Annotated in this window: 16 protein-coding genes; 8 read left to right on the top strand and 8 right to left on the bottom strand. The window is 57.6% G+C overall.

The window, feature by feature from the left end; translation table 11 throughout:
• Positions 1-4: 4 nt before the first annotated feature.
• Positions 5-418, bottom strand: a complete 414-nt coding sequence (locus WBR25_RS03710; protein WP_167565381.1) for a CBS domain-containing protein — start codon at positions 416-418, stop codon at positions 5-7.
• A gap of 154 nt (positions 419-572) precedes the next feature.
• On the opposite strand from WBR25_RS03710, the gene WBR25_RS03705 reads away from it, so the two are divergent.
• The 3 genes from WBR25_RS03705 to WBR25_RS03695 are packed head-to-tail and all read left to right on the top strand — an operon-like array spanning position 573 to position 3,785.
• Positions 573-2,483, top strand: coding sequence for an ABC transporter ATP-binding protein (locus WBR25_RS03705; RefSeq protein ID WP_139748249.1), 1,911 nt, complete (start codon positions 573-575; stop codon positions 2,481-2,483).
• Entirely contained in the window at positions 2,476-2,937 is a 462-nt protein-coding gene (locus WBR25_RS03700) for a DUF2390 domain-containing protein (RefSeq protein WP_005343337.1), read from the top strand. The genes WBR25_RS03705 and WBR25_RS03700 overlap by 8 nt, the downstream gene beginning before the upstream one ends.
• Positions 2,931-3,785, top strand: a complete 855-nt coding sequence (locus WBR25_RS03695; protein ID WP_204478190.1) for a 23S rRNA (adenine(2030)-N(6))-methyltransferase RlmJ — start codon at positions 2,931-2,933, stop codon at positions 3,783-3,785. The genes WBR25_RS03700 and WBR25_RS03695 overlap by 7 nt, the downstream gene beginning before the upstream one ends.
• Positions 3,786-3,889: 104 nt before the next feature.
• Here the strand turns inward: WBR25_RS03695 and WBR25_RS03690 are convergent, their stop codons facing one another.
• Complete coding sequence (locus WBR25_RS03690; protein ID WP_005354562.1) at positions 3,890-4,096, bottom strand: hypothetical protein; 207 nt, start codon at positions 4,094-4,096, stop codon at positions 3,890-3,892.
• Positions 4,097-4,287: 191 nt separating this feature from the next.
• Between WBR25_RS03690 and WBR25_RS03685 the strand changes: the two genes are divergently transcribed.
• The gene (locus tag WBR25_RS03685; RefSeq protein WP_042084552.1) at positions 4,288-4,653 is read left to right on the top strand and encodes a DUF2061 domain-containing protein; all 366 of its coding nucleotides are present in this window, start codon (positions 4,288-4,290) and stop codon (positions 4,651-4,653) included.
• A gap of 187 nt (positions 4,654-4,840) precedes the next feature.
• Complete coding sequence (locus WBR25_RS03680; RefSeq protein ID WP_201904504.1) at positions 4,841-5,437, top strand: MliC family protein; 597 nt, start codon at positions 4,841-4,843, stop codon at positions 5,435-5,437.
• A 39-nt stretch (positions 5,438-5,476) separates the two neighbouring features.
• On the opposite strand, the gene WBR25_RS03675 is transcribed toward WBR25_RS03680, so the two are convergent.
• Complete coding sequence (locus WBR25_RS03675; protein WP_429208566.1) at positions 5,477-6,652, bottom strand: retropepsin-like aspartic protease; 1,176 nt, start codon at positions 6,650-6,652, stop codon at positions 5,477-5,479.
• Positions 6,653-7,200: 548 nt separating this feature from the next.
• Between WBR25_RS03675 and WBR25_RS03670 the strand changes: the two genes are divergently transcribed.
• The 3 genes from WBR25_RS03670 to WBR25_RS03660 all read left to right on the top strand — a co-directional run bounded on the left by WBR25_RS03670 (position 7,201) and on the right by WBR25_RS03660 (position 8,949).
• Complete coding sequence (locus WBR25_RS03670; protein WP_371154600.1) at positions 7,201-7,524, top strand: hypothetical protein; 324 nt, start codon at positions 7,201-7,203, stop codon at positions 7,522-7,524.
• The gene (locus WBR25_RS03665; protein ID WP_371154598.1) at positions 7,517-7,807 is read left to right on the top strand and encodes a hypothetical protein; all 291 of its coding nucleotides are present in this window, start codon (positions 7,517-7,519) and stop codon (positions 7,805-7,807) included. The genes WBR25_RS03670 and WBR25_RS03665 overlap by 8 nt, the downstream gene beginning before the upstream one ends.
• A 320-nt stretch (positions 7,808-8,127) precedes the next feature.
• Complete coding sequence (locus WBR25_RS03660) at positions 8,128-8,949, top strand: alpha/beta fold hydrolase (protein WP_429208563.1); 822 nt, start codon at positions 8,128-8,130, stop codon at positions 8,947-8,949.
• A 62-nt stretch (positions 8,950-9,011) separates the two neighbouring features.
• Here the strand turns inward: WBR25_RS03660 and eno are convergent, their stop codons facing one another.
• The 5 genes from eno to rlmD form a co-directional block, all read right to left on the bottom strand.
• Positions 9,012-10,313, bottom strand: coding sequence for a phosphopyruvate hydratase (gene eno, locus WBR25_RS03655; protein WP_005335583.1), 1,302 nt, complete (start codon positions 10,311-10,313; stop codon positions 9,012-9,014).
• Positions 10,314-10,402: 89 nt separating this feature from the next.
• A complete protein-coding gene (gene pyrG / locus WBR25_RS03650) occupies positions 10,403-12,040 on the bottom strand; it encodes a glutamine hydrolyzing CTP synthase (protein WP_043821667.1) in 1,638 nt (545 codons plus the stop codon).
• 141 nt (positions 12,041-12,181) lie between these two features.
• Positions 12,182-12,979, bottom strand: coding sequence for a nucleoside triphosphate pyrophosphohydrolase (gene mazG / locus WBR25_RS03645; protein ID WP_201973528.1), 798 nt, complete (start codon positions 12,977-12,979; stop codon positions 12,182-12,184).
• Between the two features lie 178 nt (positions 12,980-13,157).
• Positions 13,158-15,371, bottom strand: coding sequence for a GTP diphosphokinase (relA, locus tag WBR25_RS03640; protein WP_005335588.1), 2,214 nt, complete (start codon positions 15,369-15,371; stop codon positions 13,158-13,160).
• A 389-nt stretch (positions 15,372-15,760) separates the two neighbouring features.
• A complete protein-coding gene (rlmD, locus tag WBR25_RS03635; protein ID WP_479749423.1) occupies positions 15,761-17,083 on the bottom strand; it encodes a 23S rRNA (uracil(1939)-C(5))-methyltransferase RlmD in 1,323 nt (440 codons plus the stop codon).
• Positions 17,084-17,204: the final 121 nt, after the last annotated feature.

Here is a 17,204-nt window from a genome sequence, read left to right as displayed (position 1 = left end):
AGACTCAAACCAGCGCGTCACTCTCCAGCGCCGCCTTGAGAAAATCTTTCCAGCTGATGATGCCGACCAATGCGCCATTCTCCAGCACCGGTAGGCAGGAGACTCCCTTCTCCAACATCAGCTTGACGCCGTCGCGCACGGTGAGATGGGGAGCGATGGTAACGGGGTGACGGCTCATGATCTGATGGGCCCGCTTGGTGAGGGTTTCGGTATCACGGCTCATCTCGGCTTCGGAGTCGAGATAGGGGCTGATGGCACGGAACAGATCCCGATCCGAGATGACCCCCACCAGATCACCCTCTTCCAGTACCAGCAGGTGGCGAAAGTGAGCCTGCTCGAAGATATCCTTGATGACACTGAGTCGATCATCCATTGAAACGGTGGCGACCCGGGTCGTCATAATATCCCTGATATGCATGCTAACCTCCCGTAACCAAACTGGTTTCTCTGTTATGGCATGTTTTTGCAGCGCCAGCCAGTGGCCAGCCCTTCGCTACAGTGCAAATCAGCGTCATTTCACGTAAGATCCGCGCCAGTTTTTCTCCTCCATTTTGAGCAAGCAGATCCCACCCATGATAGTTGCCAGTCAAATCGAACTGATCCGCGGCGGCCGCAAGCTGCTGGACAACGCCTCCGCCACCATTCACCCCGGCCACAAAGTGGGTCTGGTGGGCAAAAACGGCTGTGGCAAGTCCACCTTTTTTGCACTGGTACGGGGCGAGCTGGCCATCGACAGCGGCACCTTCAGCCTGCCCGCTGGCTGGCAGATTGCAGGCGTCGCGCAGGAGACCCCGGCGCTCGACTGCTCCGCGCTCGAGTACGTGATCGACGGCGACAAGGAGTTCCGCTCGCTGGAAGCTCAGCTGGTGCAGGCCGAGCAGGATGACAATGGCTTGTTGGTGGCCGAGCTGCACGGTCGCCTCGATACCATCGGCGCCTACAGCATTCGCGCCCGCGCCGCCGAACTGTTGCACGGCCTCGGTTTCAGCGACGAGCAGCTCGGCTCGCCGGTGCGCAGCTTCTCCGGTGGCTGGCGCATGCGCCTGAACCTCGCTCAGGCGCTGCTCTGCCGCTCCGATCTGCTGCTGCTGGATGAACCGACCAACCACCTGGATCTCGATGCGGTGATCTGGCTGGAGAAGTGGCTCAAGGGCTATCAGGGCACGCTGGTGCTCATCTCTCACGACCGCGATTTCCTCGATTCGGTCATCAGCCGCATCATCCATATCGAGAACGGCAAGCTCAACGAATACACCGGCGGCTACTCCGACTTCGAACTGCAGCGCGCCGAACAGCTGGCCCAGCAGCAGTCGATGTACGAGAAACAGCAGCGGGAGATGTCCCACATGCAGGCGTATGTGGATCGCTTCCGCTACAAGGCCTCCAAGGCCCGTCAGGCACAGAGCCGCCTGAAAGCGATGGAGCGGATGGAGAAGATCCTGCCCGCCCACGCCGACTCGGAATTCAGCTTCGAGTTTCGCGAGCCCTCGGCCCTGCCGACCCCGCTCATCGCCATGGAGAACCTCAGTGCCGGTTACGGCGACAAGGTGATCCTGGAGAAGATCAAACTCAATCTGGTACCGGGTTCGCGCATCGGTCTGCTCGGTCGCAACGGCGCCGGTAAGTCCACCTTTATCAAGATGCTGTCGGGCTCCAACCCGCCGCTGTCGGGCAAGCTCGAAGTGAGCGCCGGGGTGAGCATCGGCTACTTCGCCCAGCATCAGCTGGAGACCCTGCGTCTCGATGATTCCCCGCTCGATCATCTGGCCCGCCTCGCGCCGGACAAGACCGAGCAGGAGCTGCGCAACTATCTGGGCAGCTTCGGTTTTCACGGTGACAAGGCGCTCGACAAGGTGGCCCCCTTCTCCGGCGGCGAAAAAGCGCGGCTGGTGCTGGCGCTGATCACCTGGCAAAAGCCGAACCTCCTGCTGCTCGATGAACCGACCAACCACCTGGACCTGGAGATGCGCCACGCCCTCACCATGGCGCTGCAAGGCTTCGAAGGGGCCATGGTAGTGGTCTCCCACGACCGTCACCTGCTGCGTACCACCACAGATGACTTCTATCTGGTGCACGGTGGCCGGGTCGAGCCGTTCGACGGCGATCTGGACGACTACCACAAGTGGCTCGGCGAGCAGGAGAAAGAGGCCAACGCCAAACCGGCGGATGGCCCCGTCTCTGCCAACTCGGCAGTGGCGCGCAAGGATCAGAAGCGGCGCGAGGCGGAGTTCCGGCAAGCGACCCGCCCCCTGCGCCAGAAGCTGGAAAAGCTCGAAGCGAGCATGGAGAAGCTGCAAGGCAAGCTTGGCGACATCGAGAGCCAGCTGGCCGACCCCGCCATCTACGAAGAGAGCGCTAAAACCAAGCTCTCCGAGCTGCTCAAATCCCAGGGCCCCCTCAAGGAGCAGCTGGAAGAGGTGGAGCTGGAGTGGATGAGCCTCAGTGAGGAGCTGGAAACCATGGAGCAGGCCTTCTTTGCGTGACGAACAGCTGATGGCCAGCGAGCGGGTCGCAGTCCACGAGTTGCCGACGCCGATCGGCTTCTGGCACTGGAGCGGCAAGGTCTATGGTGAGCGCAGCCAGGATTGGCTCACCGTGCAGGAGCAGGGGGGCAACGTCAATCTGGCGCTGCTGCTGCACCGGCTCGATCAGCTCGGCATAGTGGTCGATCTCACCGACCTGCAACCGGCGCTGGTGCAGACCGAAGCGGTGCTGACCCCGTGGCGCGCCCTGCGCCAGAGCGCCAAGACGCGACTCGACGAACAGCAGTATCAGTCGATGCTGGCCCACGAACTGGAGCTGGAGCGGCTGCAACAGGGCGTCCTGTTGCAGACCCTGCGCAGCCTCTCCCTGTTTCGCGGCAACAGCCGCAATTTGTTGAACTATCTATCGTTACTGGGTGCCCAGCAGGGCCCCCTCAGAGATCTAATATGCTGAGCTACCGCCACGCCTTTCACGCCGGCAACCATGCCGACGTGCTGAAACACGCCGTTCAGGCCCTGATCATCGAGTCCCTCAAGAAGAAGGAGAAACCCTTCATCGTGCTGGACACCCATGCCGGTGGCGGTCTCTACGACCTGCGCGGCGACTGGTCCCAGAAAAAGGCCGAGTATGCCGACGGCATCGGCCGCCTGTGGGACGAGCGGGCCCAGTGGTCTGCCATGGCCCCCTATCTGGGTGTTATCGAGGAGATGAACAGCGATGGTCAGCTGCACTACTACCCCGGCTCGCCGGAGCTCTCCCGTCGCCTCACCCGCGAGCAGGACAAGCTGGCGCTGATGGAGCTGCACAACAACGAGGTCGAAGACCTGCGCGCCAACATGGGTTATGACCCTCGCGTCGCCGTACACCACCGTGACGGCTTCGAGGGGCTGATCGCCCTGCTGCCGCCCACCCCGCGCCGCGGGCTGGTGCTGATCGACCCGCCTTATGAGCTCAAAGAAGATTACTTCGCCGTGGTCGATACCCTGAAAAAGGCGCAGAAACGCTGGGCGACCGGCATCTACGCCCTCTGGTATCCGATCCTCGGGCAAGAGGCGGACAAATCCCGCGACATGCTGCGCGCCATCAAGCGGGAAAACTTCGGCAACGTGCTGGTGGCCGAGCTTGAAGTGGCCGGTCAGACTGCCGACTGGGGCATGAACGGTTCAGGCATGCTGATCATCAGCCCGCCCTGGATGCTGGACGAGCAGATTGAAGCGTTCCTGAAACCGCTGTGTGCCAAGCTGGCGCAGGGTGCCGGCGCCCAATACAAGGTCGAGTGGCTCAACAAGGCCGAGGGTTGATCCCCCGCCCCTACGGCGCTCACCGAGTTAAAAAGCAAAAGCCCCATCACGGGGCTTTTGCTATTGGTGTGGCCGGTGTGTGCGGCAGCCTGAACCTGCGCGCCCTATGAACGAGCGGGCAGATCCTGTTTCAGCGCAACCAGCAACAGGGCCAGCAGGCCAAAGGGCGGAAACAGACAGAGCAGGGAGCAGATAAGGGTGATCAGCGCCGGATGCTCGCTCTTGCGGCGCGCCAGTCGCCAGGCGATGACGCCGACGATGACCATCAGCAACGCAATGAACTGGCCAAGCAGGGTGGCATTGATATTCATGAAAGATCCTTTTTCATGGGCAAGTGTGAAGAACCTGTACTTTATCGCCTTGGTTGCGATTGGCAACCGCTGAACCGCACCGGCCACTCGCCCGTTGATAGGTTCTCTCTATTCTGGCAATAGATGAGAATGGTTTTCATTTAATCTCATTTCGGCAGATACTCTCATCATCAACAGAGGGAGCCGCCATCATGAAAAAGACCATCAGCTTTGCCATCCTGCACTTCGGTGTCGCCTTTACCGTGGCCTACCTGCTGACCGGTGAACTGCTGACCGCCAGCCTGATCGCCCTGATCGAGCCTGCCGTCAACACGGTCGCCTTCTACTTTCATGACCTTGGCTGGCACAAGCTCAAGCCAAATCACAGCCTGCAGGCCAAGACCAGCAGCTTCGCGGTGGTCCACTTCTCGGTGGCCTTCGGGGTTGCCTTCCTGCTGAGCGGCGAGCTGCTCACCGGCGGCGTGATGGCGATGATCGAACCGGCCATCAATACCGTGGTGTTCTTCTTCCACGAGCGACTGTGGCGTGCCCGCAGTCAGCAACTGGCGCTAGCCTGATCAACCGGGCAACCCGCCTCCCCCCTTTATCGCGGCCACAAAAAACCCGACATTCCGGCCAGGAGTGTCGGGTTTTTCCGTTTGGCAGCCATTCAGCAGTGCAAGTGCGCTCGGCTCCCCTGCTGCATTGCCCTGTAGAGTGTGCTGTAGTAGGCAGATATGCCCTCCTCATTGCTGGAATCTATCGATGAACAAGACCTTGCTTGCCACCCTGCTGTTTGCCCCTCTGCTGGCCAGTGCCGCAACCCCCTCCTTTGATTGCACCAAAGCCTCCGGGTCGGTCGAAACCCTGATTTGCAAGGATGCCGGACTGGCCGCCCTTGATAACGAACTGGCGGCCCTCTACCCCAAGGCGATTGCAGCGCTCTCTCCCGAACAGCTCAAGACCGAGCGCGCCATGCAGCGCGGCTGGATCAAGGGGCGTAACGACTGCTGGAAGGGGCAGGATCTGCGCCAGTGTGTGGAGGATAACTACCTGCTGCGGATCACCGAACTGCAGATCAGCGGCGGCCAGCTGATGGTGCCGGCACCGGTCAACTACAAGTGCGGCAAGAGCGTTATGCTCTCTACCTACTTCTATAACGATGCCAAGCTGCCCGCCGCGGTGATCAACCTGAGCGAGGGCGACAAGCAGCAACAAGTGCTCGCCTATGAAGCCCCCAGCGCCAGCGGCGCCCGTTATGAAGGGCAAAACCTCACCTTCTTCACCAAGGGGGATGAAGCCACGCTGGAGCGTTACGGCCAGCCAACCCTCACCTGCATGGAAAATCCAACCAAGGGCTGAGGCTCATGGGGGCGGCTCGTCTTGCCGCCCCCACCTTGACTAGATGGCGATATCCAGCGGTTTTCCTTCCCGCACAATCCGCAACTTGAGCGACCCCGGCTTGCCGGTGCTGAGCAGCTCACGCACCTTGTCGATCTCGAGGGGACGATAAGCCACCCCGTTGATCTGCTCCAGAATGTCGCCGTTGGCCAGACCATAGGGGGCAAGATCCCGTTCGTCGCTGTAGTAGACCTGCAGATGCTCGCCATCAAAACGCACCCCGATATTGCGCAGGATTGGCGGCACTTTGCGCGCCAGGCTTTCGGCGTCGTAGCAGAGCATCATCCGCCCGGGTATGATCGCAAAGCGATTGAAGCGGTTAACAAAATCCAGCCCCAGACCATACTGCTCATTGCTGTTTTCCGACACGCGCAACTCACCGAGCTGGCGCTCATCAAAGTGCAGACCGGCGAGGATATGTTCACGCCCCTCCACCATACCGCTGGCGTCCACCCCTTTGCGTGGCATCGCATCTTCGCCAGAGATTGCCTTCTGACTCGCCATAAAGTCGATAAAGGCATGGTCGGCATAGCTCTGATCGGCCCCGGTATCCAGATACATGCGCACACTGCTCTCGCCGTGGGTCAGATAGACTGCCGGGGAGCGGTTGTAGCTATCTTCATAGCCGATGCAACGCTCGAAGGTGGCTGCCGACGGTGCCGTCAGCGAAGCCGTGAGCTGATGCTTGTCGCGATCAAACACCCAGTTGAAACGGCGGATGGTGTCGATCCCGAGGATGCCATCAATACGGCTGCCAAGAGACTGGGAGAAGAGATCGAAATCAATAGTTGCCCACAGATCGCTGTCATCAATGGTGACCGACCCCACCGAGAAGGGTTGCGGCTCAACAAAGCCAAGCTGCTCGCTGCCCAGTTGGCTCGACACGCTGCTCACACTGGCAAAATCAGCCTGATAGGCCCTGGGCAATTCGCTTAAGGTCAGCGCCTTGAAGCGGCTGGCCAGACGACGATCGATAAAGGTGATACTGGCCCCGGTATCCAGCAAAAACTGGTACTGCTCACCGGCGATGGTGACGGGGATCAGGGGGGCGCTTTCGTAATGCACTGTCAGCACCGGGCCGGGTGCATTGTGCTTGGTGGATGAATCCGGGGCTGTGCAGCCTTGGACGACGAACAGGGCCAACATGGCCAGCGCCACTTTTAACTGCGACTTCATAACTCTCCTTCCCGATAGCTGATGCCCCCGCGACGCCACCGCATAATGCTATCTTGTTGATTTATAGATAAATAAGCTGTTTCAGCGGGGAGTGCGGACAATAACAAAGAGTTTTATGCTGGTTCAAGCCAGATATGACCATGAATATTCTATGGGGATTGATAAAGAATGGCTGTTCACGCTATCTCGGCACGTCATCAATCGTAGGCGACATTTGATTAATTTATTGATCTTGCACAGAAAATCTCAATATTGAGCTTTCTCTCCACAGCGCCATGGTTAATATTGCCATTTGGCAACACTTGCCTCGTCGGAGTCTCCCATAAGCCATGCCAACCCCATCCCGTTGGTTAAAGGCAGCAGGTTGAAGGCTTCATTGTTGTTCATGCACGAAACTCATCGCCAGAAGCGTACGAGTCACCAAGCATTTTCACTGCGGCTGTTATTAAGAAACTCATACGAAATCTTTGCAGTGTGTACGTAATAAAAAACGTTACTACACGACAACTTTCCGTATAATGTGCTGCTAGAACACGTGGAGGATTTAAGTGAATCAACAAATCACAACTATCAAGAACCCTCTAACAATAATTGCAATATTTGCTGGCATAGTTGAAATAAGTGCAACGTTGGTTTTGCCATTTATTGGAGCAGATATTCAAGCAATTTATATTTGGTTCTTAATAGGTTTTCCATCATGCTTAGTTGTGATGTTTTTCTTAACATTGAATTTCAACAACTCAGTTTTGTATGCACCTAGCGACTTTACTAATGATGAAGGTTTCCTTGCCTCAAATAATAAAAGTAAAGTGAAAGAAGTAACCGTTGAATCTACGCTGGCACAACAAGGCTTTAGGTTTACCAATGACTAAATTTAATAATTGCACATTTGACAATACTACAGTTCGCTTAGACAACATCGAATATAAAGGTTGTGTGTTTAAAAGCTGTATTATTGAATATGCGGGACAAGGACCAATCTCATTAGACTCCTGTGATTTTAATAACTGCCAGTGGACATTGGTTGGTTCAGCACAAAATACAATGCAATTTTTGTCAGCCATGTATCATGGCATGGGCGAATTTGGGCAACAAATGGTCGAAGCCACTTTCAATCAAATAAGGCAAGAGAATTCCAAACACTCAGATCAATAAAACATAATGAAATTGGCACAGCCTACATTAATTTTTATTGATAGAATTCCCACACAAGGCCATCTGATAAATTAACACTCGGCCATGATATAAACAAAGATCAGAAGATCCCCTTGCGGGGTGTATATCGGCCACCTTGGGGCGACACAAGGCTCGCTGGTGCCACTATAAGCTGGATTTATGGGTTTCCCGACAATGACCCAACTTTTTCTTATAGTGGCCATCGCCAGCCCACTCGCGCCTGAAATAGCTCTATTACGAGCCACAGGACGCTTGTCATATACTCTTGTGCTCTTATGACACGCCGGGGAGGCGTTGATATGCAATCACAGACTCACACCTTTATCGTCAATGACAGCCCGCTGCCCTGCCTGCAGGTCGGTTCGGGCGAGCCGCTGTTGCTGATCCATGGCGCGCTGGCAAACCATACCCTCTGGCTCGAACATATCGAGCAGCTCTCACATCACTACACCGTCTATGCTCCCACCCTGCGCCACTTTGGCAAGGCGGGCAAAAACGGGCCATTTGGTCTGGAGACCCACGCCAGCGATCTGCTTGCCCTGCTGGAACAATTGCCGTGCGGGCCAGTGCATCTGGCGGGCTGGTCATACGGGGCGGATGTTGCCCTGACCGCCGCCCTGATGGCTCCGGAGCAATTCATAAGCCTCTATCTGGTGGAGCCGGGCTGCCCGGGAGTCCTCGACGAACAGGGGATCGCTGCCTTTATGGCCGATGCCGGAGCCATGTTTGGCCCCGTGTTTGGCCAGGTTGCGGAAGGCTTGCTGCAAGAGGCCGTGGCGACCCTGATCGATGGTTCGGGTGGTCATGCAGGCTATTTTGCTGCACAACCGCTCAAGTGGCAGCAGGCACAGTTGGCAGAAGCCGATAGCCTGCCCAAGCAGTTGAGCCAGAGCGAGCGACCAGATTGGTCACCCGGGCGCCTTGCCATGCTCAACATGCCCACCTGCATCGTGCAGGGCGCAGATACCAGAGCGCTGTTTGCGCTGGTCTGTGAGGCTATTGGCAACGCCATTCCCGTCTGCGAGCGCTTGCAGGTGCAACACGCCGGGCACCTCTACCCCATCGAGCAGCCCGCGCTGTTTGCGCAGCATCTGCAACGCTGGCTTGAACAGCAGGCATAAAAAAACCGGAACCCAAGGGTTCCGGTTTTTTTCATTCCAGCCGAGGCTGGCAAACCAGCAAATTAAGCCTGGTTTTTAACTTCTTTCAGACCGCGGAAAGGAGCTTTGGCACCCAGAGCTTCTTCGATACGGATCAGCTGGTTGTACTTGGCAACACGGTCAGAACGGCTCATGGAACCGGTCTTGATCTGGCCAGCAGCGGTACCAACAGCCAGGTCGGCGATGGTCGCGTCTTCGGTCTCACCGGAGCGGTGGGAGATGACGGCAGTGTAGCCAGCGTCTTTGGCCATCTTGATGGCAGCCAGAGTTTCGGTCAGGGAACCGATCTGGTTGAACTTGATCAGGATGGAGTTGGCGATGCCGTTGTCGATACCGCGCTTCAGGATCTTGGTGTTGGTTACGAACAGGTCGTCACCCACGATCTGGATTTTCTTGCCCAGTTCAGCAGTCTGGTAGGCGAAGCCTTCCCAGTCAGATTCGTCCAGGCCATCTTCGATGGAGACGATCGGGAACTTGGTGGTCAGGTCAGCCAGGAAGTCGGAGAAACCGTTGGAGGTGAAGACACGACCTTCGCCTTTCAGGTTGTACTCTTTCTTCTCTGCGTCGTAGAACTCGGAAGCAGCGCAGTCCATAGCCAGGGTGATGTCGGTGCCCAGTTTGTAACCGGCAGCGGCAACGGCTTCAGCGATAACTTCCAGCGCTTCGGCGTTGGATTTCAGGTTCGGAGCGAAACCACCTTCGTCACCAACTGCAGTGTTGTAGCCCTTGGACTTCAGCACTTTGGCCAGGTTGTGGAACACTTCTGCGCCCATGCGAACGGCTTCTTTCAGGGTCTTGGCGCCAACCGGCTGGATCATGAACTCCTGGATGTCGACGTTGTTGTCGGCGTGCTCACCACCGTTGATGATGTTCATCATCGGCAGCGGCATGGAGTAAACACCCGGGGTGCCGTTCAGCTCGGCGATGTGGGCGTACAGCGGCATGCCTTTGGCAGCAGCGGCAGCTTTGGCGTTAGCCAGGGAAACAGCCAGGATGGCGTTGGCGCCGAACTTGGATTTGTTCTCGGTACCGTCGAGGTCGATCATGATCTGGTCGACAGTGGCCTGGTCCTTGGCATCTTTACCCAGCAGAGCTTGAGCGATCGGGCCGTTTACGGCTTCGATGGCTTTCAGCACGCCTTTACCCAGGAAACGGCTCTTGTCGCCGTCACGCAGTTCCAGCGCTTCGCGGGAACCGGTGGACGCGCCAGACGGAGCGGCTGCCATACCAACAAAACCACCTTCCAGGTGAACTTCGGCCTCAACGGTCGGGTTACCACGGGAGTCGATGATTTCACGACCGATCACTTTAACGATCTTGGACATGTGTATTTCCTCAGGTTTCGTAAAAAAACAACAAAAATATGCCAAAAAAAGCGGCTGTGGCACAGTGCCCCAACCGCATTTATTTTCAATTACTTCAAATTACGCTTCTGATACTCGCCTGCCGCCTTCACAAAACCGGCGAACAGAGCGTGGCCATCACGAGGAGTAGAGGTGAACTCCGGGTGGAACTGCGCAGCCACGAACCAGGGGTGATCCGGGATCTCGATGATTTCCACCAACTTCTTGTCGGCGGAGAGACCGGTCACTTTCAGACCTGCCGCTTCAATCTGCGGCAGCAGCTTGTTGTTGACTTCGTAACGGTGACGGTGACGCTCGTAAATGGTCGGGCTGCCGTACATCTGACGCACCTTGGAATCTTCGACCAGGTGGCAGAGCTGGGAACCCAGACGCATGGTACCACCCAAATCGGACTTCTCGGTACGGGTCTCGACGTTGCCCTCTTCATCCACCCACTCGGTGATGAGGCCGACGACCGGGTATGCGCAATCTTTCTTGAATTCGGAGGAGTGAGCCCCTTCCATGCCCGCCACGTTGCGAGCGAATTCGATCATGGCAACCTGCATGCCGAGGCAGATACCCAGGTAGGGGATCTTGTTCTCGCGGGCATACTGGGCCGCCAGAATTTTGCCTTCCACACCGCGCTCACCAAAGCCACCCGGCACCAGGATCGCATCCAGCCCTTCCAGCAGCTCGGCGCCACGGGTCTCGATATCCTGTGAGTCGATGTACTTGATGTTGACGGAGAGGCGGGTCTTGAGACCACCGTGCTTGAGCGCCTCGTTGACGGACTTGTACGCGTCCGGCAGGGAGACGTACTTGCCAACCATACCGATGGTCACTTCGCCGGTCGGGTTGGCCTCTTCGTAGATAACCTGTTCCCACTCGGAGAGATCAGCCTCTTTGCACTCCAGACCGAAACGCTCGGTGAAGTAGGAGTCCAGATTCTGGGATTTCAGCAGTGCCGGGATCTTGTAGATGGAGTCGACGTCTTTCATGGAGATGACGGCGCGCTCCGGCACGTTGCAGAACAGGGCGATCTTGGCGCGCTCGTTGGCCGGAATGGCACGGTCAGAGCGGCAGATCAGCACATCCGGCTGGATACCGATGGAGAGCAGCTCTTTCACGGAGTGCTGGGTCGGCTTGGTCTTCACTTCACCGGCAGCGGCCAGGTAAGGAACCAGCGTCAGGTGCATGAACATGGCGTTGTTGCGGCCCACTTCGGCAGCCAACTGACGAATGGCTTCGAGGAACGGCAGGGACTCGATGTCACCTACGGTACCGCCCACTTCGACGATGGCAACCTGATGGCCTTCGGCACCGGCAATCACCCGCTCTTTGATGGCGTTGGTGATGTGCGGGATAACCTGAATGGTGGCGCCCAGATAGTCACCACGACGCTCTTTACGCAGTACGTCGGCGTAGATACGGCCGGTGGTAAAGTTGTTGCGACGGGTCATCTTGGTGCGGATGAAACGCTCGTAGTGGCCCAAATCCAGATCGGTTTCGGCCCCGTCCTCGGTTACGAACACTTCACCATGCTGGGTCGGGCTCATGGTGCCCGGATCCACGTTGATGTACGGGTCCAGTTTCATGATGGTCACATCCAGACCACGGGCTTCCAGAATGGCTGCCAGAGAAGCTGCGGCAATGCCTTTGCCGAGGGATGAAACAACGCCACCAGTAACAAAAATATATTTGGTCGTCATGCTGAACCTGAAAGAAGTTTAGGGAATTTTAAGGGGTGCTTCGGGGATGAAGCAGGACGGGGAAACAGTATACCAAAAACCCCTCTCCCAAACAATGAGCAAAAATCTATCAGGCTCACCGCCCCCCCATCTTGCGCCAAATCAACTTTGCTCGGTTTCCTTCGCCTTATCCCAGGCGGCATCGAGCTTTTCTAGGGTGCAATCGGTCATTTTCAAGCCTTCTGCGGCGATTATCTGCTCAACCTGACGAAAACGACGTTCGAACTTGGCGTTGGCACCTCGCAGTACCTGCTCCGGATCCTTGCCCAGATGACGCACCAGATTGACGGTGGCGAACAACAGGTCGCCGAGCTCGTCGCTCACCCGCGCCTCGTCCACATCGGCCATCAATACCTCTTCCATCACCTCGTCGATCTCTTCGTGGATCTTGTCCACCACAGGCCCCAACGTCTTCCAGTCAAAACCGACGGTGGCGCAGCGTTTCTGGATCTTGGCGGCGCGAGTCAAGGCAGGCAGCGCCTGCGGGATATCGTCCAGCACGCTTTCTTTGTCGAGGGCCGCTCGCTCTTTGGCCTTTTCCGCCTCCCAGTTCGCTTTTACCGCCTGCTCGTTGGAGAAATCTGCATCGGAAAAAACGTGGGGGTGACGACGAATGAGCTTTTCACTCACCGTATCCACGATATCGGCGAAGTCGAACAAGCCCCGCTCTTTACCCAGCTGGGCGTAAAACACCACCTGAAACAGCAGGTCGCCCAGCTCCCCTTTCAGCCCCTGCCAATCTTCGGTCTCGATGGCATCGGCCACCTCGTAGGCCTCTTCCAGGGTGTGCGGCACTATGGTCTGGAAGTCCTGTTTCAGATCCCAGGGACAGCCGTTTTGCGGATCGCGCAGACGAGCCATGATGTCGAGCAGTTGGGGCAGATCGTAACGTTGGGACATGGGCTACTCACTTTCGATTCGTTAAATGGGGATGAAGCGACATCAGGCCGCGCAGTCGAGCAATCTCATGTCGAGCAGTTGGGAGAGGTCATAACGTTGGGACATGGGATATTCGCTTTCAATTCGTTCAAAAAGGGTCGTAAATGCAGACCGGCCACTGGGGCCGGTCGGTTCGCTATCAAAGCCGCTTGGCGCTGATCACATCGTTGAGCTGACTGAGCTTGGCCAACGCCCGGTTGAAGGCGTTGATGTTGTAAATCTCCAGCTCCATGTCGATCTCGGCGGTCTGCTCGCGCACGTTGGAGCGGGAGCGCACCCCCATCACATTGATCTTCTCGTTGGCCAGCACTGTGGTGATATCGCGCAGCAAGCCGGAGCGATCGTTGGAGATGATCCGGATGGTGAGGCCATAGCCGCCGGAGTAGTTCTCCCCCCACACCGCATCGATCAGCCGCTCCGGGTTGCGCCGTGACAGCTCCTTGAGCTGCTCGCAATCTTCCCGGTGAATGGATACGCCGCGCCCCATGGTGATAAAGCCCTGAATGGAGTCCCCCGGAATGGGCTGGCAGCAGCGGGCAATATGGGTCATCAGGTTGCCGACCCCTTCCACCACTATGTGGTCTTTTGGCTTGTGGCGCATCGGCGCATTGGCCTTCTGCTCCAGCTTCTCCAGCAGGCGGCGATCTTCCTCTTCCGCCGTCGGCTTGTTGTAGCAGGTGTCGAGATAGTTGAGCACCTGGTTGATTCGGATGTCGCCGCTGCCGATACCGGCCAGCAGATCGTCAGTGCTCTCCAGATTGAAACGCCGCAGCATGTTGCCCTTGTCGATCTTGGACATGCTGAGGTTGTGGCGATCCAGCTCCTTCTCAAACAGCTCGCGACCGGCCACGATATTCTTGTCCCGATCCAGCTTTCTGAACCAGGTTGCTACCTTGGCCCGCGCCCGGCTGGAGCGCAGGAAGCCGGCGTTGGGGTTCATCCAGTCGCGGCTCGGGTTCGGCTCTTTCTGGGTGATCACCTCCACCTGATCGCCGGTCTGCAGCGCGTAGGTGAACGGCACGATGCGGCCGTCAATCTTGGCGCCGATGCAGCGGTGGCCGATCATGCTGTGGACGTGATAGGCAAAATCGAGCGGGGTGGCGCCTGCCGGCAGGTCGATGACATCCCCTTTCGGGGTGAAAACGTAGACCCTGTCCTCGAACACCTGACTGCGCAGATCTTCGAGCAGGGAGCCGCTCTCGGAGAGATCTTCCTGCCAGGCGAGCAGCTTGCGCAGCCACTCGATCTTGTCTTCGAAGGTGTTGGCCTTGCCGCCAGCCTGTGCCCCTTCCTTGTAGCGCCAGTGCGCCGCGACGCCGAGCTCGGCATCCTGATGCATCTGGTCGGTACGGATCTGGATCTCGACCGTCTTGCCCTCCGGCCCCACCACGACGGTGTGGATCGACTGATAGCCGTTGGGTTTGGGGTTGGCGACATAGTCGTCAAACTCGCGGGGAATGTGGTGGAACTGGGTATGCACGATACCGAGCGCCGCATAGCAATCCTGCAGCCGCTTGGTCACTACCCGCACCGCGCGCACGTCGAACAACTCGTTGAATTCGAGGTGCTTCTTCTGCATCTTGCGCCAGATGCTGTAGATATGTTTCGGCCGACCGTAAACCTCGGCATCAACTCCTGCCTCTTTCAACCCATTACGCAGGGATTGCACAAACTCGCGGATGTAGCGCTCGCGGTCGAGCCGCTTCTCGTCGAGCTGCTTGGCGATCTGTTTGTAGGTATCCGGGTGCAGGTAACGGAAGGCAAGATCTTCCAGCTCCCACTTGAGCTGGCCGATGCCCAGACGGTTGGCGAGCGGCGCATAGATGTTGGTGATCTCCTGGGCCATCAGCACCCGGGTCTCTTCATCTGCCGTCTTCGCTTCCCGCAGGCAGGCGATCCGCTCCGCCAGCTTGATCACCACGGCGCGTACATCCTCGACCATGGCGAGCAACATGCGACGCACGTTGTCGACCTGCTCCGGCGAGGTTTCGCTGCGATGGAGGGTCTGCAGGGAGCGGATGGCCTCCATCTCCAGCACCCCTTCCACCAGCTTGGCGATCTTGGAGCCGAAGTCCTCGTCCATCCGCTCCTGGCTGATGAGACCGGCTTCGACGAAGGGGTAGATGATAGCCGCTTTGAGGGTGCCGATATCCATGCTGAGCATCTGCAGGATGCCCACCATTTCGATGCCGCGTACCAGCAGCTTGCTGGTCAGCGCCTCGTCACCGAGCGTCAGACAATACTGGTAGACGGTTCGCAGCTGATCCTTTTCACTGTCACTCAAGGAGAGCGAGCTGACCCACTCTTCCAGGGTGAAGTTGTCTTTCAAATGAATATCGCGAACCGCAACCATGGTATCAATCCTTTAAATTATCGGGCCGAAAGCTGTCACTTTCCCCCCTCATGAGATTGCCTCAAATGGGGATATCCGGCGCACTTTTCAAGGCATATTGTCCAGAAAGACAATAGAGCGCGCCAACAGGCCCTGCCGAACGACGAGGGTCTAGATTACCCCAATCACATCAGCTCAAACAGCCGCAGACACGCCAGATTACATATCCGCATCGCCGAACTGATGAGCAGGATTACTTCATATACACACCAGCTCAAACAGCCGCAGACACGCCAGATTGCATATCTGCATCGCCGTACCGATGAGCAGGATTACTTCATATACACACCTGCTCAAACAGTAACAAACATGCCGGATTGCACATCCGCATCGCCGAACTGATGAGTCATTTACTCCCGTTCAAACAGCGCCATGGACTCCAGATGACCGGTGTGAGGGAACATGTCGAGCATGCCTAGGCGCACCAGACGGTAACCCCCTTTCACCAGCACCTGACTGTCCCGCGCCAGGGTGACCGGGTTACAGGAGACGTAGACCACCCGCTTGGGTGAAAGTTTCACGACGTGTCCCATCACTTCCAGCGCGCCGGGACGAGCCGGATCCAGCAGCACCAGATCAAACCCTTCCCGCGCCCAGGACATGCCGACGATGTCATCGCTCAGGTCGGCCTTGTAGAAACGGGCATTGGTGATGCCGTTGCGACGAGCGTTCTCTTCGGCCCGCTGCACCATGGCCAGTTCACCTTCGACACCCACCACTTCGCGAGCCTGACGGGCCAGCGGCAGGGTGAAGTTGCCGATACCGCAGAAGAGATCGAGCACCTTGTCATCCTTGCTCGCCCCGAGCCATGTCAGCGCCTGCTCAACCATGCTCTGGTTGATGGGGCCGTTGACCTGAATGAAATCACCGGGGGCAAATGCAAGAGACAGGCCATCCAGCGAGTAGGATGGGGAAAATTGTTGCTGCAGCGCTTCGATGCGATCATCGGCAGCCTGCAGATAGAGCTCTATTCCCTGCGCTTTGGCAAACTCCACCAGCAGGGCGCGATCCGCCTCATTGGGGCGGCCGGTGTGGCGCAGCAGCATCATGATCCCCTGCTCGGCCTGGATAAGCTCCGCATGGCCCAGCTCGCGCTGGCTCTTGAGGCGATTGAGGCACTCACGCAGCGGGGCAATCAGCGCAGAGAGCGGCTCGGCCAGTACAGGGCAACTGTCGATCTCCACCAGATCGTTGCTGTTGCGGCGGCGGAAACCAACCCGGGTGCAGCGACCGTTCTTGTCAAATTTGATGGCCAGACGACAGACCCGGCGATAGGCACGATCTTCACCGGTCAGTACCGGCTCCAGCGCTGGCGCCTTGATGTTGCCCAACCGCTCGAACAGGCTGACCAGTCCCGCCGCCTTGGCGGCTTGCTGATCGGCAACCGACATGTGCTGGGCACTGCAACCGCCGCACTCGCGATAGTGGCTGCAGAAGGGGGCGATACGATTGGCAGCCGGGGTCACCACCTGTTGCAAGGCGGCGTGACCGTACTGCTTTTTCTCTTCGGTGATGCGTGCCTTGACGGTCTCGCCGGGCAGCGCCCCTTCGACGAAGATCGCCTTGCCCTGATGGCGACCGATACCGACGCAGTGGTGATCGAGGGTGTCTATCGTAAATTCAATGCGTTGGAGCTGGGTGGACTTCTTTTGGGGCTTGAAAAACTGGGCCATAAAACTTGGTGCCTATAGGTGGCTATGTCATGATTGTGGAATCTGCTGCCGGGTATTGTCCCACAAGAATAATAGTATGACCAAATACGGCCACAGAGCCCGTGTATTGCCATCAACCCTA

The sequence above is a fragment of the Aeromonas sp. MTB genome, from assembly GCF_056632455.1.
This window is presented reverse-complemented; position numbering and strand designations above follow the sequence as displayed.

Excerpts from the sequence above, each read along its gene's own strand:
- rlmD (WP_479749423.1), bottom strand. The coding sequence starts at position 17,083 with ATGGCCCAGTTTTTCAAGCCCCAAAAGAAGTCCACCCAGCTCCAACGC.
- WBR25_RS03665 (WP_371154598.1), top strand. The coding sequence starts at position 7,517 with ATGACTAAATTTAATAATTGCACATTTGACAATACTACAGTTCGCTTA.
- WBR25_RS03690 (WP_005354562.1), bottom strand. The coding sequence starts at position 4,096 with ATGAATATCAATGCCACCCTGCTTGGCCAGTTCATTGCGTTGCTGATG.
- mazG (WP_201973528.1), bottom strand. The coding sequence starts at position 12,979 with ATGTCCCAACGTTACGATCTGCCCCAACTGCTCGACATCATGGCTCGT.
- WBR25_RS03685 (WP_042084552.1), top strand. The coding sequence starts at position 4,288 with ATGAAAAAGACCATCAGCTTTGCCATCCTGCACTTCGGTGTCGCCTTT.
- eno (WP_005335583.1), bottom strand. The coding sequence starts at position 10,313 with ATGTCCAAGATCGTTAAAGTGATCGGTCGTGAAATCATCGACTCCCGT.
- WBR25_RS03680 (WP_201904504.1), top strand. The coding sequence starts at position 4,841 with ATGAACAAGACCTTGCTTGCCACCCTGCTGTTTGCCCCTCTGCTGGCC.
- relA (WP_005335588.1), bottom strand. The coding sequence starts at position 15,371 with ATGGTTGCGGTTCGCGATATTCATTTGAAAGACAACTTCACCCTGGAA.
- pyrG (WP_043821667.1), bottom strand. The coding sequence starts at position 12,040 with ATGACGACCAAATATATTTTTGTTACTGGTGGCGTTGTTTCATCCCTC.
- WBR25_RS03695 (WP_204478190.1), top strand. The coding sequence starts at position 2,931 with ATGCTGAGCTACCGCCACGCCTTTCACGCCGGCAACCATGCCGACGTG.
- WBR25_RS03660 (WP_429208563.1), top strand. The coding sequence starts at position 8,128 with ATGCAATCACAGACTCACACCTTTATCGTCAATGACAGCCCGCTGCCC.
- WBR25_RS03675 (WP_429208566.1), bottom strand. The coding sequence starts at position 6,652 with ATGAAGTCGCAGTTAAAAGTGGCGCTGGCCATGTTGGCCCTGTTCGTC.
- WBR25_RS03705 (WP_139748249.1), top strand. The coding sequence starts at position 573 with ATGATAGTTGCCAGTCAAATCGAACTGATCCGCGGCGGCCGCAAGCTG.
- WBR25_RS03710 (WP_167565381.1), bottom strand. The coding sequence starts at position 418 with ATGCATATCAGGGATATTATGACGACCCGGGTCGCCACCGTTTCAATG.